This window comes from Leptolyngbya sp. KIOST-1 (assembly GCF_000763385.1).
Lineage (GTDB): Bacteria > Cyanobacteriota > Cyanobacteriia > Phormidesmidales > Phormidesmidaceae > Nodosilinea.
The window spans coordinates 3,223,868-3,238,171 of the sequence record NZ_JQFA01000002.1 but is presented as its reverse complement, the minus strand read 5'-3'; the positions used below and the strand labels follow the sequence as shown (position 1 = coordinate 3,238,171).

The following is a 14,304-nucleotide window of genomic DNA, read 5'->3' as shown; positions in this document are numbered from 1 at the left end:
ATGCGCTTTTCTAAGGTTTCTCCGATTCCTAGGCCCGTTGTGGGCTGGTTGCTCTACGACATCGCCAGTTCGAGCTATATCTTTCTGATTCCCTCCGTGGCCTTTGCGGTTTACTACCGGCAGGTTCTCTGCGGTGGGGTGGCCTACTGCGATGCCCAATGGGGGCTGCTGACCGCCCTGGCCCTGGTGGTGGCGGGGGGGCTGGCCCCTCTAGTGGGGGCGATCGCCGATTTGGGCAAGGTGCGGCATCCCCTGTTTGTCATTGCCACCCTGGGCTGCTGCATCGCTTCGGCGGCGCTGTTTTGGGCTCAGCCGGGGGCTGTGGGGTGGGGCGGGCTGGCCTTTGTGGTGGCCCAGGTGGGCTACAGTCTGGCCATGGGCCTCTACGATGCCTACCTGCCCAGCCTGGTACCGCGTCAGCGGTTGGGGCAGTTGTCGGGGTTGGGCTGGGGGCTGGGCTACATCGGTGGGTTGGCCTGCTTTTTTATTGCCCGTCCCTGGCTGGCGGGGGGGCTGGAGGCCGACAACCTGCCCATCTATCGGCAGACTTTTTTGCTGGTGGCGGTGTTTTATGGGATTGTGGCCCTGCCGGCCCTGGCCTGGCTGCCCCGCCAGGGGGGCGGCCACTATGGTCTTTCGGTCAGCCTGGTGCGACGGGCCTACCAGCAGGTGTTTTCTACCCTGGGCGGATGGCGAGATCGGCCAGACATCTTTCAGTTTTTGCTGGGCTACTACCTGATCTCCGATGGGGTGTTCACGGTGGGTAGTTTCACCGCAATTTATCTCACCACAGAATTTGGCCTGCCGATGAAGACGATCTTGCAGTTGACCCTGCTGTTCAATGCGATCGCCATTCCGGCCACCCTCACCTCTGGCTGGCTGAGCCGTCGCTGGTCTGCCCTGGGGCTGCTCAAATCTGCGCTGGGCATCTGGATAGTTACCCTGTTACTCCTAGTGTTTGGCACCCATCCCTCCATCCCCCTGCTGGCAGCCTGTGGGTTGGGGCTGGTGCTAGGGTCTACCCAGTCCCTCTGCCGGGGCCTGTTTGCGGAACTGGTACCCCAGGAGCAGGCCGCCGAACTGTTTGGGTTCAATGCCCTGGTGAGCAAGGTGTCGGCCATGGGTGGCCCCCTGCTATTTGGTCTGATCAGCGCCACCACCGGCAATCAACGGCTGGCCATGCTATCGGTGATGCCGTTTTTCCTGGTGGGGGGCTGGGTATTGTTGCGGGAGTAGGCTGAAAGTTGTGCGAGTGCCAGACAACCCTATCCGCTATCCTTACCTGTATACCCTGGGGGAAATAGGGACATAACCCTGGCTGGGTCGCCTGGAGGGGGACAACCCAACAGCGCCTGACAGCAAATCCGAATTCAATAACCCCCGATACCCAACCGGGCAACCCGGAGGGGCATTGGCAAACCCCGCCCCTCCAATCCCATAAACACCAAAAAACGCCCCAGAACTCTGGGGCGCTTCAAACCTTCATTCGACCTGTTCACAGGTAGGGCGGAGCGTTAACCCGCCCAGGGTGTCATAACCTAGCCGAGGATTGCAGGAGCCTGCAGTGCCACGGGAGTGACCTCACCGGCAGCGGCCAGATCCAGGGGGAAGTTGTGAGCATTGCGCTCGTGCATCACTTCCATACCCAGGTTGGCGCGGTTGATCACGTCCGCCCAGGTGCCAATCACCCGACCCTGGGAGTCCAGAATCGACTGGTTGAAGTTGAACCCGTTCAGGTTGAACGCCATCGTGCTGATGCCCAGGGCGGTGAACCAGATGCCGACAACCGGCCAGGCTCCCAGGAAGAAGTGCAGCGAACGGCTGTTGTTGAAGCTGGCGTATTGGAAGATCAGACGACCGAAGTAGCCGTGGGCTGCAACGATGTTGTAAGTCTCTTCTTCCTGGCCAAACTTGTAGCCGTAGTTCTGGGACTCGGTCTCGGTGGTCTCACGCACCAGCGAGGAGGTCACCAGCGAACCGTGCATAGCCGAGAACAGCGAACCGCCGAACACACCGGCTACACCCAGCATGTGGAAGGGGTGCATCAGAATGTTGTGCTCAGCCTGGAACACAATCATGAAGTTGAAGGTACCGGAGATACCCAGGGGCATACCATCCGAGAAAGAGCCCTGACCCAGAGGGTAGATCAGGAACACGGCAGTAGCCGAAGCCAGGGGAGCGCTGTAGGCCACGCAGATCCAGGGGCGCATGCCCAGGCGGTAGCTCAGTTCCCACTGACGGCCCATGTAGGCAAAGATGCCGATCAGGAAGTGGAAAATAATCAGCTGGTAGGGACCACCGTTGTACAGCCACTCATCCAGGGAAGCAGCTTCCCAGATCGGGTAGAAGTGCAGACCGATGGCGTTGGAGGAGGGCACAACCGCACCGGAGATGATGTTGTTGCCGTACATCAGCGAGCCGGATACAGGCTCACGGATGCCATCAATATCGACAGCAGGAGCGGCTATGAACGCGATGATGAAGCAGATGGTGGCGGTCAGCAGGGTGGGAATCATCAGGACCCCGAACCAGCCCACATAGAGGCGGTTCTCGGTGCTGGTGACCCACTGACAAAACCGCTCCCAGGCTCCCGCATTGTCGCGGGCGCGAAGAGAAGTAGTCATAGTAAGAGTGCCAATGAATAACAGCGAAAAATGGATACGGAATGGATAAATCTACCCATCCATATGCAGTGTAAAGTTCCTCTTTTCTCCAGAAAATTGTGAGAAACGAAAGTTTATTTCGCTGTACAAAAGTAAATGCATTAGCCCGGAGGCCAGCCCAGGCTTCGGCCCCCCAGCAGATGCAGGTGTAAATGGTAGACGGTTTGCCCACCATCGTCTCCAGTGTTGATCACCACTCGGTAACCGTTCTCGGTCAATCCCACCTGATCGGCAATCTGCTTAACGGTAAATAACAAATGGCCTAACAGTTCTTTATCTTCCGAAGTCGCATCCGCCAGCTTGGGTATTGGCTGTTTGGGAATCACCAGAATGTGGGTAGGGGCCTGGGGGGTGATGTCGGTGAAGGCCAGGCAAAGGTCATCCTCGTAGACAATATTGGCCGGAATCTCTTTGCGGATGATTTTGCCAAAGATGGTGTCGCCACTCATAGAAAAGCTGGGGCTAAATGACGCCGCTATTGTCGCACGGACCTGATCAATCACAAGGCTTTGACTCTAGTGGTTTCACCGCAGGGCCGTGGAGAACATCCCCATTGCAGCTAAAGCGGGAGCCGTGGCATGGGCAATCCCAGCTGTTCTCGGCCTGGTTCCAGGCGACAATGCAGCCCAGGTGAGGGCAGACCGCAGAGACCGTGTGGAGTTGGCCGCTGTCGTCGCGGTATGCGGCAATTTTGCTGCCCTTGTGGGTAACCAGTTTGCCCTCGCCGGGGCCAACGCTGTCGGGGGAGTCGAACAGGCCCTTGAAGCGATCGCCCACCCAGCGGGTGCCCACCTCCAGGTTTTGCTGAATGGAGGTGGCGGTCACAAAGGGGGCGGGACGGGTGGATTCGTATAGATCGGCCCAGGGGTTGGCAATGCCGAGAATGCGGTCCGACAGCACCATAGCCGAGAGGATCGACTTGGCCATCCCCCAAAGGCTGAACCCGGTGGCGACGTAGGTGTGGTCGTGGGCTGGGGTGAGGGGGCCAATGTAGGGCAGTTTGTCGAAGGAGATGTAGTCTTGGGTGGACCAGCGATACGCTGGCTCAACCCCGAAGGTCTTTTGCAGATAGCTCTCCAGGCGCTGAAAGCGCTCATCGGTGGCGCTGTCGTCGCCGACTTTGTGGCCCTCGCCACCCACCAGCAGCAACGTACCGCCGTCGTCGGTGGGGGTTGAACGAATGGAGCGGTAGTTTTCGCCGACGCCAATGTACATGTCTTTGGGGGCTTGCTCTGGGGCAATGCGGCCGCCAACAATGTAGGACCGTTTCGGATAGGTTTTGGCAAAGTATAGGCCAATGTCCAGAATGGGCAGGTTGGTGGTGATCACCACATCCTGGGCGGTAACGGTGGGGCCATTGTGGGTGATGACGCGGCAGGGACCTTCGCCATCGACGGTTTGGACGCGGGTTTGCTCAAAGACGTGGCTGCCGTTGCCGGGTAGGGTAGCGGCGATCGCCAGCATGAACTTGCGCGGGTGAAACTGGGCCTCATCGGGCATCACAATTGCCCCGGAGACCGGTAAGGGCAAATCGACGCTCTCGACAAAGCTGACGGGCAGGCCCAGGCGCTGGGCGGCCTCTATCTCGTCTTTGACCTTGGTTAATCCGTCGGTGTCGGTGGCAAAGGTATAGTTGGCCTTGCGCTCAAAGTCGCAGTCGATATTTTCCGCCGTAATCAGGTCGGCCAGACGGGCGATCGCGGCCCGATTCGATTCCCCAAACAGTCGGGCCTTCTCCTCGCCGTGTTGCTCGATCAGATCGGCGTAGATGAGCTGCTGTAGGGCGGCCACTTTGGCGGTGGTATGGCCCGATACGCCAGCCCCAATCCGATCGGCCTCGATCAGGGCTACGGTTTTACCCGCCTGCTGAAGCAGCTTGGCTGTGGTCACTCCCGCCAGCCCGGCTCCCACGACCGCCACATCCACCGTGACATCCTGACTTAGCGTCGGGTAGCTAGAGGGCAGGGTCGAGTCTATCCAGTAGGAAATATGGCGTCCGGTGAGGGTCATGGCGTAAGACCAGTGAGAGGGCTACCCTAATCCTCCCGAGTCCACACCCAAATTCTCATCTTCCATAGGTCGGAAATAAGTCGAAATTGCCATAGAAATGGGGAAATTTTGGCGAAACCAGCGAGAAAAACCGGCGGGTGCATGGGGGATGGTCCAACCAGTTTCAGATCATCCCCCCAACGGTTTCAACTTTTTCCCCTACGGATCAAGCCAACTACTCGTTCTCCCCGGGCCCAAAGTACTGGGAAACAAAGCTGCCGTGCAGACCGTAGGGCACGTGGTGGGGCAGCTTCAGTCGGGCTACAGGCCCGGCGGCAATGTCCTGACCCGCCAAAATTACCAGGTCAGAGCACTGGCGCTCGGCGTTGTACATCAGCACCAGCACCCAGCCGTCATCCTCCCCCTGACCCCCTGGGCGGGGCACAAACAGGGGCTCCCCCATGAACCCGCGCGGGGCTGCACTCCACACCTCGGTGTCGCCCGTGTGGGTGTCGAGCTTGAGCAGGGCTTGCAGTGGAGCGTTGCCCTGGGCAGCGTGGGCAGTCCCTATAAATAGATAGCGGTAGGGCCGCCCCAGATAGTCGGGGTGCAGGGTGGGAAACTCCACACAGCGGGTCAGCACCTTGCTCACCTCAGCCGTACCCGCCGCCATATTCAGGCTAAAGCGCCACAGTTCTCCCGCCGGAACGCTCTCAAAGTCAACCTCGCGAAAGTCGCTGGTGCCATCCAGGGACGGGAAACTGTCGTAACAAATAGAGTCAATAACAATTTGCCCGTCGCGTTCGAAGGCGTTGGCGTGGTGGAACACAAAGCAGGGGTCGGTCTCGATCACCTGCATGGGGTCGCCATTGCGGGGAACGACCAAAATTTTGGTTGGCTCTTTCGGGTTGAAGCGAATGCACTCTGCCGCACCCTTGAACCCCAGCAGAAAGGGAATGGGCCCAAAGCTCACCGGGTTCTGGAAGAAGATGGCGTAGTTGGGGGTGAGGGCAAAGTCGTGGATGAAGGCAAAGCCGGGAATGGTATGGCGGTGCTGACAGACGGCATTGCCCTCGGCGTCAAGTTCGTGGAGCGTAATGGTGCTGGACAGACCAGTTTTGAGTGAAAAGCCGACCAGCCGCTGGTCGCCGTGGTGGCCAGGGTCAATTTTGGGGTGGGCGGTGAAGGAACCGCCGGGGGCAATCAGCCCGTTCAGGTAGTCTAAACCCAGGGTTTCCAGGGTAGAGGGATCCAGTCGGTGTGGTTCAGCCGCTTCCCACAGGGCCAGTAGCTTGTTGGCCCAGTAGACGATGTGGGTATTGGCAATATTTTTCAGGCTGAGGTCGAAGGCATTGGTCAGGGGGCCGCCGGGCTTTTGAGTGCCAAACACGCCGCGAAACAGTGGTTTCTGCGCCGCCTGCTCGGCCACATAGCCCGCCGTGCGCACAAAGCGGTTGCGAAAGAAGGCCTTCCCATTGCGAATGACAATGCTGCTGATCATGCCATCCCCATCAAAGGGGTGCTTAACGGAGTGGCCGTTGACATCCAGCAGGCCGGGACCATTGCGAAATAGCGTGCCCTCAAGGTCTGCCGGAATGTTGCCCTCAATGTCGGTGATCCAGTAGCTGTGCTCGTTAGGCTGCGATCGGTAGCCGCTGCTCCAGTCTTCGACAGAAAAGGTGGTGGCCTCTGAACCGGCGGCGGCGGTCATGGTGGGGGAGTTGATGATCGGGTAGGTAGGCATTTCGATTTGGACGGTTAAGTAAAAATAGAAGGATCACAATCACAGATTGCATGACCCCAGAGGGCTGCGCCCATCTGTAGCAGGGTCTGTTTCGACTGAATTAGTCGGGGTCACCCACCGGAACGGGGTGCTCGGTGGAAGATGGGGCAAAGAGCGTGGTCGCCACCACCGCTGTTTCGGCGGGGGGGAGGTCTTCGGCATGGCTGTCGCCGACGCTCTGGGAGGAGGAGGAGGGCAGCAAAAACAGCAGCGGCAGGGGCAGCAGGGTGGTGAGGTTGGTAATCAGCACCAGCTCCCAGAGATTGTCGAAGTTGGTTTCGGTGACGTTGAGCCAGTGGGTGAGTAGTGCCCCCAGCTCGTGGGAGAGCAGCCCAGCCAGATTCACCACCGACATCAGCAGCGCAAACAGGGTGGCCTCCACCCCCGGGGGGCACAGCCGGGCCGAGAGCACCAGCACCGGCATAAAGGCGATTTCGCCCATGACCGTTAGCACCAGGCTGTCGCCCAGGCTAAACCACTCGTCGCCAATGCCCAGGCTGCGGTTGACGTGGGTGACCAGCAGCAGCATGCTCATGCCGAGGGCGCTGGAGAGCACCGTTGACCAGGCGAAGATAGTGCGAAAGGGCACCGTGCGCAAGAATCGCTGAAACACCCAGATGCCCAGCAGCGAGGCCAGACTGGTCACCAACCGCACCCGACCCAAAAACTCGGGCTGAAAGCCCAGGTCATTGGTGGTAAAGAAAAAGAAGGCGGCGTCGGCGGTGGGGGTGGCCTGCCAGAGGAAGAGAAACAGCGCGGGCATCCAGATTGCCCGCTGGCGAATGGCCTGCCAGAGCTGCCTGACCTGGTTGCCCACCACGGTCCAGCTGGGCGAATCAACCGGCTCCTCGGCGATCAGCACGGCAACCAGGGACACAACCAGCGGAAAAGTGGCGGTAATGCCAAACACCGCTCGGGTACTGATGTGCTGGAGTAGGGCTCCCCCCAGGTAGGCGGTCAGAATGCCGCCTACGGCTGAGGTGCCCCAGGCCAAAGACTGCAGTGTACCCGCCTGCCCCAGGGATTCGCCCCGGGCCCGCTCCACCACCAAAGAGTCGACAATCACGTCGCTGACGGCGACGGAGAGGGAACTGAGGGAAATAGCTGCGATCGCGGCCCAGCCCGTCTGCACCACCGTAGCCAGCGCCAGCCAGGCCCCGGCCCCCAGTAGCCCCGACAGAATCAGGTAGGGTCGCCGCCGATAGCCAACAATGGGCAACCCATCCGACAGCAGGCCAAACACCGGCTTGATCGTCCAGGGTAGGGTGGCAATTCCGCTGAGGGCGGCGACCTCGGCCGGGGTTAGCCCCAGGTCGTCTTTGAGGAAAAAGCTCACCGCCAGCCGGGCCAGCCCCAAAATGCCCTGCACAAAGTACACCAGCAAAATGGCTGCCAGCTCTGAGGTCAGCGGCTGGCCCAGGAGAATGCGATTCTCCACAAAGCCTTTAATGCCGCTGGTTGAAGGGGAAGAAGCCGCCATGAATCAGTCAGTCTTACCTAAGTAGCGTTTCAGGATTTGTTAAGAAATGTCAATCGCTCTCCATGATAACTTGATCGCCTCGGGACGGGAGGAGCAGTGAAGCGGAACCCGTCTATCCGCGGAGAGAGAGCCAGACTGGATCAGTCCTGAAACAGGCCAAGTTGGAGACTGCCTGGCAAGAGTCTAAAACCTCTGTCAGAGGATCAATGGCACGGTTGGCGCTCATGCCAGAACGTTGCTTGGGTGACTAGCCGCATTAACCTGACTTTGGGATCCAAAAACCTCTGCATAAGTAGACGCCTGCTCGTCAACAGGGTGGGGTAAAGGTGGGTCAGGCGGGATCGGTCTACAACTCCCTGGCCCGATCGCGAGGGTTCTGCCCAGAGTGCCCAGAGTTTAGGGGGTGGCCCTGGGAGGGGTTGAGCTGTCAGAAGGCTTAGCGGTACCTGGGAATTGGATTGAGCAAAATAGATGGTTTTTGGAGAAATTCCGCTGTTTCGAACCATTCTCGCCCCTGGCTGCCCCTGCTGTTCGCTTATTGACTCCCTTGGCGAATGCTGCAATAGTTGACCGTAATTCTCGGGTACGCACTAAATCCAGGTTAATTGACGGGTTTTGCCAGTTAGCATACGCCTGTTTTACCTGGGGACTTGGTATATTTGCCTAGGCTTCAGTTCTCTGTCTCCCTCATCAACCGATGCAGTATTCAGTCAAACTTCTCGTTGCCGCCCTGTTTGCCCTGAGCCCGGCCATTCACCCGGATCTGAGGCATTTTGCCCTGGCCCAGGTGGCCCAGAGCCCGGCATTCTCGCTGCCCGAAACTGTACCCTCAGGCACCACGCTGTCCATACAGAGTTCCCCCAACCTGGGCTTTGCTGCTGAAGCCCTGCAGCAGGAGTTTGAGGCCGCCTACGCCGGTACTGAGGTGGGGGTGGAGGTGACCAGCAGCGATCGGGCGATCGCGGCCCTGATCGACGGCGACATTGACCTGGCGGCGATCGGTCGGCCCCTCACCGACGAAGAACGAGCCCAGAATTTGAACACGGTGGCCCTGGAGCGGGCCAAAATTGCCATCATCATTGGCCCCGATAACCCCTTTGAGGGCAACCTGACCTTTGCGCAGTTTGCCGGTATGTTTCGCGGCGAGATCACCGACTGGTCCGAGGTTGGGGGAGCCCCCGGCCCCATCCGGTTTGTCGATCGCCCCGAGGACAGCGACACCCGCCGCTCGCTCAGCCAGTACGACGTCTTTCAGGGGGCCCCCTTCGAGACGGGGGCTACCGCCGATCCGGTGGCGGAGGATGACACGGCAGCGGTGATTCAGGCGCTAAACGACGACGGCATCAGCTATGCGATCGCGCCCCACGTGATCGATCAGCCGACGGTCGTCATTGTGCCCATGCACCAGACTCTGCCCGACGACCCCCGCTACCCCTACTCTCAGCCCCGCTATTTTGTCTACCAGGGTGAGCCCAGCCCAGCGGTGGCTGCTTTTCTGGGCTATGCCACTTCTCCCGCTGGGCAAGAGGCGCTGGCGGCAGCTCAGGTGGCCGAAGTAGGGGCCGTGACCGCCGCCGTCACCGCTCCCTTAGACCCTGCGACAGAAGCACCGGCCGAGGCCGACCCAGCCGACACCGACCCAGGGGCCGCAACGCCAGCACCGGCTGAAACCGCTCCGGGAGCAGCAACCAACAACGATGGCGGGTTTCCCTGGTGGTGGTTGCTCCTGCCCGTGGCCGCCCTGGGCTGGCTGGCCTGGCTGCTGGGGCGGGGCAGAGGCGGTATGAGCCCCAATCCTGATGCTTCCGTGATTGCCCCTGCCTCCGCTGACCCGCCGGTTCCCCCGCCTACCGCGGAGCATCCTGTTCCCCCTGTGGCGGAACCGCCGCCGGTTGCGCCGCCGCCGGTTGCGCCGCCCCTGGCCGATGAGCCTGTGGCCGCCGCTGTGCCCGAACCGCCGCCGGAACCTGTGCTGCCGCCGCCGCCTTTGCCTGACGCGGTTGTGCCTGGCCCCCCTGCGCCTGAACCCGTAGCTGAGGCCGAGGTCATTCCTGAACCGGTAATGCCTGAACCTGCGGTCATTCCCGAGCCCGAGGCCATCCCCGAGCCTGAGATTCCTGAACCTGAGATCATTGTGGTGGAAGAGGTACCGCCCGTCGCACCTGCGGTTGAGCCGCCTGCACCCACGGTTCCCCCCGTCGCGGCGGCGATGGGGTTGGCGGGACTGGCAGCGGGGGCAGCCGCTTCGCTGGCCAGCACCGAAGACCAGTCAGCGGTTGAAGCCAGCAAGTTTAATGTGGTCGGTCACCCCGCCGATGGCGATCTGGATCTTTCGACCATTGACGACGGTTTGCCTCCCCTACCCGACGGCTACGGCGACAGCCGCATCGTGCTGATGCCCCGCGACCCGCAGTGGGCCTACGCCTACTGGGATACGCCCCACACCCATAAAGAAGAGCTACGACGCCAGGGGGGAGAGCGACTGGCCCTGCGCCTCTACGATGTGACTGGAATCAACCTTGACTACCAGGCTCCCCACAGCCTGCAACAATTTGGCTGCGATGAGATGGCGCGGGAATGGTACATGCAGATTCCGGTCAGCGATCGCGACTACCAGGTGGAAATCGGCTACCTGGCGGGGGATGGCCGCTGGCTGGTGCTGGCCCGTTCCAACACCGTTCGCATTCCTCCCGTCTACCCCTCCGACTGGACCGAAGAGCACTTCCTCACCGTCACCTGGGAGGAAAACCTGCGCGGCAAAACGATCATGACCCTGGTCGATCCGCAGGGCATGGGGGCTGGTATGGGGCTGCACGAGCAGCTCTATGCCCTGGCTCACCCCGGTGAAGCCCTGCGAGTCGATGGCTCTCTGTTTGGCTCCATGCAGCACGTTGCCGGCTCCATGGCCCCGCCAATTAGCTCCTATGTCTTTGCCTCAGGGGCTGGGCTGGGGGCAGCGGCGATGGTGCCGGGGCTGACCATGTCTGGGGTGTCGGGCTTTACCCTGTCCGGATTCCCCGGACCCATGGCCGAGTTCCCCGGCCTGACTATGTCGGGTGTTTACACAATGTCGGGTGTTTACACAATGTCGGGTATTTCTGGCTTAACCCTGTCCGGCGTGGGCTTCTCGGCCTCAATGCCGCCCCTGCGACCCCGCAAGTTCTGGCTAGTTGCCGATGCTGAACTGATTGTCTACGGCGCGACCGAACCCGACGCCACCGTCACGATTGGGGGCACTCCCATCCAGCTGAGCGAAGACGGTACCTTCCGGTTCCAGACCTCCTTCCAGGACGGCACGATTGAGTACCCGATTATGGCGGTGGCTGCTGACGGCGAGCAGAGCCGCAATATTCACATGACCTTCGAGCGACAGACCCCCGATCGCCGTACCAATACCAAAGACGAAGCCCAGGAGGAGTGGCCCAATATCTAGTGCCGCTGCGCGGAGTGCAAAGGGCAAAATGCAAAACGGTACGCTAGCTGTGGTAGTGCAGTTCTTCGAGCCAGGTGCGCAGTTCGTCGGCAGAAGCGTGGTCAATGGCCACCTGGCTGATGGGGTCGTAGGCGTTCCATAGGGTTTGGCCAGAGGCATCGGTCGATTTCCACACCCGGGGTTCCGTGGTGGCATCCAGGCGTCTGAGCAGCCAGTGCCAGGCGGCTTTGAGCTGGATACCGGAGCTGCGGTTGGAGCTAATACTGTGGATGGGCCAATAGCTGGTATTCATAACGAGATCTCCTGATGTGTTGGGAGGGGTTTCACCTCAACATCAGCATAATTTTCTGTAGCAAGAAGTACAAAATCTTTCTGTCATGGCTGACATGAAAAACTTTCATAGGCTGTGGCTGATTTGTAGGGTCGTTGTCATGCCGTTGGGACACCCACAACCTGCCAAACCCTAGACCCTTTATCTGAAAGGGGTTTCAACCGGACTGGCTAAAGCTATACCCTTGTATAGAATTGTCAAAAGCCAATCTTCCTGAAAAACCGTAGCGTATTATACAGATATAGAAGAAATCGTTCATCTCTCTGCCTACAGGTTTGGTGCATGCCCCTCAGGCACCCGGCAAAGAGACGGAAGTAGGGACACTCCCGAAGGAACGCGCCTCACTACGTATCGCTTCTAGGAGGCGACATTATGAAACTCACCTATCGCGGCATCAGCTACGACGCTACGCCTAGTCCTGCTCCTCAGTACGGCCAAGCCATTGGGACAGGGACCTATCGCGGTGCCCCTGTTGTCTTTAATGCTCTGGCTGACCTGCCCGCTCAACCCTCCGCGAATTTGACCTGGCGTGGGGTTCCCTATCGCACAGGCACGGCACTTCCTGCTCCGGTCGCTCCGATCGAAATTCCGGCAGTGGCCGCCAGCCTGTCCGCCCCGGCTGTGGTTACCGAGACTGTTGTTGTCACTGAAACTATTGTCACGGCTGCACCCATGGCTACTAACATTCCTGACCTGGCAAGAAACCTGTTCATTCGCCGCCACCAGCGCAGCCGTCGGCGCGAACAGGGCATGATGGTGCGCTTAGCCGCTGAAGTCGGTATGCCCATAGAGGATGCGGCCCACTACGAAAGCCATATCCAGGGCAAAATGCCCCACGATTTCTCTGGCTACGATCGCAGCTCCACCGCCATGAGCTAGCCCTCAAGCCAATACGGCAAATGGCCCGGTGCGCTGGCACTCTGGGCCATTTTTTTGCGCGATCGCGCCGATGGCGGCCCACTCCGGCGGGCTCAAGGGCTGGGCCACAAACTGAGCGCCAAAGCAGTCGCTGGCCGCCTGGGTGAGGGCGGCCACAACCTGGTCGATCGCGAGGTGGCGCATGGCGATCTGCACCTGGCTGGGGGGTGGAGCCTGGGTTTGAAAGACCTGCTGCCAGAGGGTAGGGTCCGGGTATAGGGCGATCGATCCGTGCTGGAGCAGGTAGGCCCCCCGCCGCCGCTGGGCGCTGCCGATCACTTTGTGGCCCTGGGCATCGATTAGGTCGGCGCTGGTGGCGAGGGCAAAGCAGTTGGACGATCGCCCATAGTCTCGCCCGGGCTGGCCAAAGCTGAGGGGCACACCCAACGACTCCCAGCCCTGGATCAAAAACTGACAGAGCGTTTGATAGAGCTGGTGGCGATTTTGGTACAGATGGCTGGGCCACTGGCCTGCCCCCTGGGATGTCACCACCGCGTAGGTGAGATCGCCCTGGTGCAGCACCCCGCGGCCGCCGGTCGGTCGCGGCACCAGGTCCATGGGCTGTCCCTGCCAGACTAGATTTTGCCAGTGGGCCGGCATCTGCCTGCGCTGGCTGACGCCCAGGGAAATCGCCGCCGGGTGCCAGGTGTAGAACCGCAGGGTGGGGGGGTGGCCATGGTGCTGGTGCTGGTCGAGCAGCCAGGTGTCGATCGCCATCTGCATGGCACCGGGGGCGGCCAGCGGGGGAATCAGCCGCCAGGGGGTCGTGCTCACGGTGCTTCTCCGGCGTGGTAGGAGCTGCGTACCAGGGGGCCAGAGCGCACGTGGGTAAAGCCCAGGTCGTGGGCAATCTCCCCCAGCCGGTCAAACTCCTCCGGTGTCCAGTAGCGTTCGACCGGACGGTGGTCGAGGGAAGGGCGCAGGTACTGGCCCAGGGTGAGGCGATCGCACCCTGCGGCCCGCAAATCCTGCATTGCCTCGATTAGCTCGGCCTCGGTTTCGCCGTGGCCCACCATCAGCCCCGACTTGGTAGGAACGGTGGGGTCAAAGTCTTTAACCAGCGATAGGACGCGGAGGGAGCGATCGTACTTAGCCCCGCGCCGCACCGGGGCCTGCAGTCGCCGCACGGTTTCCAGGTTGTGGTTGTAGCAGGCGGGTTTGGCCGCCACCACCGTCTGGACACGATCGGCCTGACCAGCGTCGCGGGTTGGCCCGCCCCAGAAGTCGGGCGTTAGCACTTCAATGGCGGTGTCTGGATTGCTATGGCGAATGGTTTCCATCACCTGCACAAACCAGCCCGCCCCGTGGTCGGGCAGATCGTCCCGTGCCACCGAGGTCAGCACCACGTAGCGCAGGCCCAGCAGCCGCACCGACTCGGCCACTTTGTCGGGCTCGTGGGGGTCGAGGGTCGTGGGGGCGTGGCCTTTGTCCACCTGGCAAAAGGCGCAGGCGCGGGTGCACACCGACCCCATCAGCAAAAAGGTGGCGGTGCGGTTGGCGTAGCATTCTCCCCGGTTGGGGCAGCGGCCCTCTTCGCAAATGGTGTGGATCTGCCGCTCCTTGACAATGCGCTGCACCGTCGAAAGTTCGCTGGCGTTGCCGATGGGCCGCCGCAGCCAGTCGGGCATGCGCTCTAGTTCAGCCCGCAGCTGCCGTCGTCGATCCGCTGTAGAAGGAGTCATGGGCCACCGTAGGGTGGGCATGGCC

11 protein-coding genes, 1 pseudogene and 1 riboswitch are annotated in these 14,304 nt (G+C 60.8%); of the genes and pseudogenes, 4 read left to right on the top strand and 8 right to left on the bottom strand.

Annotation, left to right across the window (positions count from 1 at the left end; translation table 11 throughout):
* Entirely contained in the window at positions 1–1,236 is a 1,236-nt protein-coding gene (locus NF78_RS14245; RefSeq protein ID WP_081972624.1) for an MFS transporter, read from the top strand.
* A 302-nt stretch (positions 1,237–1,538) separates the two neighbouring features.
* Here NF78_RS14245 and psbA read toward each other — a convergent pair whose 3' ends face one another.
* The 5 genes from psbA to NF78_RS14220 form a co-directional block, all read right to left on the bottom strand.
* Positions 1,539–2,624 (bottom strand): photosystem II q(b) protein, encoded by a 1,086-nt coding sequence (gene psbA / locus NF78_RS14240; protein WP_035987366.1) that lies wholly within the window; start codon positions 2,622–2,624, stop codon positions 1,539–1,541.
* Positions 2,625–2,764: 140 nt separating this feature from the next.
* Positions 2,765–3,112 carry a histidine triad nucleotide-binding protein gene (locus NF78_RS14235; RefSeq protein ID WP_035987363.1) on the bottom strand — a complete coding sequence of 116 codons (348 nt, stop codon included), beginning with the start codon at positions 3,110–3,112 and terminating at the stop codon, positions 2,765–2,767.
* A 46-nt stretch (positions 3,113–3,158) separates the two neighbouring features.
* Positions 3,159–4,673, bottom strand: coding sequence for an FAD-dependent oxidoreductase (locus NF78_RS14230; protein WP_035987361.1), 1,515 nt, complete (start codon positions 4,671–4,673; stop codon positions 3,159–3,161).
* A 214-nt stretch (positions 4,674–4,887) separates the two neighbouring features.
* Entirely contained in the window at positions 4,888–6,396 is a 1,509-nt protein-coding gene (locus tag NF78_RS14225; RefSeq protein ID WP_197064838.1) for a carotenoid oxygenase family protein, read from the bottom strand.
* A 100-nt stretch (positions 6,397–6,496) separates the two neighbouring features.
* Positions 6,497–7,915, bottom strand: a complete 1,419-nt coding sequence (locus tag NF78_RS14220; protein ID WP_052050424.1) for a folate/biopterin family MFS transporter — start codon at positions 7,913–7,915, stop codon at positions 6,497–6,499.
* Positions 7,916–8,612: 697 nt separating this feature from the next.
* Here NF78_RS14220 and NF78_RS33495 point away from each other — a divergent pair.
* Together NF78_RS33495 and NF78_RS33490 are read left to right on the top strand one after the other, a co-directional pair.
* Positions 8,613–9,419, top strand: a pseudogene (locus NF78_RS33495) (substrate-binding domain-containing protein); the annotation flags it as partial.
* Between the two features lie 705 nt (positions 9,420–10,124).
* The gene (locus tag NF78_RS33490) at positions 10,125–11,348 is read left to right on the top strand and encodes a DUF4912 domain-containing protein (RefSeq protein ID WP_263970636.1); all 1,224 of its coding nucleotides are present in this window, start codon (positions 10,125–10,127) and stop codon (positions 11,346–11,348) included.
* A 43-nt stretch (positions 11,349–11,391) separates the two neighbouring features.
* Here NF78_RS33490 and NF78_RS14210 read toward each other — a convergent pair whose 3' ends face one another.
* Positions 11,392–11,640, bottom strand: coding sequence for a hypothetical protein (locus tag NF78_RS14210; RefSeq protein ID WP_035987358.1), 249 nt, complete (start codon positions 11,638–11,640; stop codon positions 11,392–11,394).
* Between the two features lie 289 nt (positions 11,641–11,929).
* Positions 11,930–12,020, top strand: a riboswitch (Glutamine riboswitch).
* 31 nt (positions 12,021–12,051) lie between these two features.
* On the opposite strand from NF78_RS14210, the gene NF78_RS14205 reads away from it, so the two are divergent.
* A complete protein-coding gene (locus NF78_RS14205; RefSeq protein ID WP_035987357.1) occupies positions 12,052–12,558 on the top strand; it encodes a DUF4278 domain-containing protein in 507 nt (168 codons plus the stop codon).
* Positions 12,559–12,561: 3 nt separating this feature from the next.
* On the opposite strand, the gene NF78_RS14200 is transcribed toward NF78_RS14205, so the two are convergent.
* Positions 12,562–13,371: a lipoyl protein ligase domain-containing protein gene (locus tag NF78_RS14200; RefSeq protein WP_035987355.1), complete on the bottom strand. Its 810-nt coding sequence runs from the start codon at positions 13,369–13,371 to the stop codon at positions 12,562–12,564.
* The gene (gene lipA / locus NF78_RS14195; RefSeq protein WP_052050667.1) at positions 13,368–14,279 is read right to left on the bottom strand and encodes a lipoyl synthase; all 912 of its coding nucleotides are present in this window, start codon (positions 14,277–14,279) and stop codon (positions 13,368–13,370) included. Before lipA ends, NF78_RS14200 begins: the two co-directional genes overlap by 4 nt.
* Between the last annotated feature and the right edge of the window lie 25 nt (positions 14,280–14,304).

Bases quoted from the DNA above. Each gene is read 5' to 3' on its own strand.
- NF78_RS14245 (WP_081972624.1), top strand. From the start codon at position 1: ATGCGCTTTTCTAAGGTTTCTCCGATTCCTAGGCCCGTTGTGGGCTGG.
- psbA (WP_035987366.1), bottom strand. From the start codon at position 2,624: ATGACTACTTCTCTTCGCGCCCGCGACAATGCGGGAGCCTGGGAGCGG.
- NF78_RS14235 (WP_035987363.1), bottom strand. From the start codon at position 3,112: ATGAGTGGCGACACCATCTTTGGCAAAATCATCCGCAAAGAGATTCCG.
- NF78_RS14230 (WP_035987361.1), bottom strand. From the start codon at position 4,673: ATGACCCTCACCGGACGCCATATTTCCTACTGGATAGACTCGACCCTG.
- NF78_RS14225 (WP_197064838.1), bottom strand. From the start codon at position 6,396: ATGCCTACCTACCCGATCATCAACTCCCCCACCATGACCGCCGCCGCC.
- NF78_RS14220 (WP_052050424.1), bottom strand. From the start codon at position 7,915: ATGGCGGCTTCTTCCCCTTCAACCAGCGGCATTAAAGGCTTTGTGGAG.
- NF78_RS33490 (WP_263970636.1), top strand. From the start codon at position 10,125: ATGGGGTTGGCGGGACTGGCAGCGGGGGCAGCCGCTTCGCTGGCCAGC.
- NF78_RS14210 (WP_035987358.1), bottom strand. From the start codon at position 11,640: ATGAATACCAGCTATTGGCCCATCCACAGTATTAGCTCCAACCGCAGC.
- NF78_RS14205 (WP_035987357.1), top strand. From the start codon at position 12,052: ATGAAACTCACCTATCGCGGCATCAGCTACGACGCTACGCCTAGTCCT.
- lipA (WP_052050667.1), bottom strand. From the start codon at position 14,279: ATGACTCCTTCTACAGCGGATCGACGACGGCAGCTGCGGGCTGAACTA.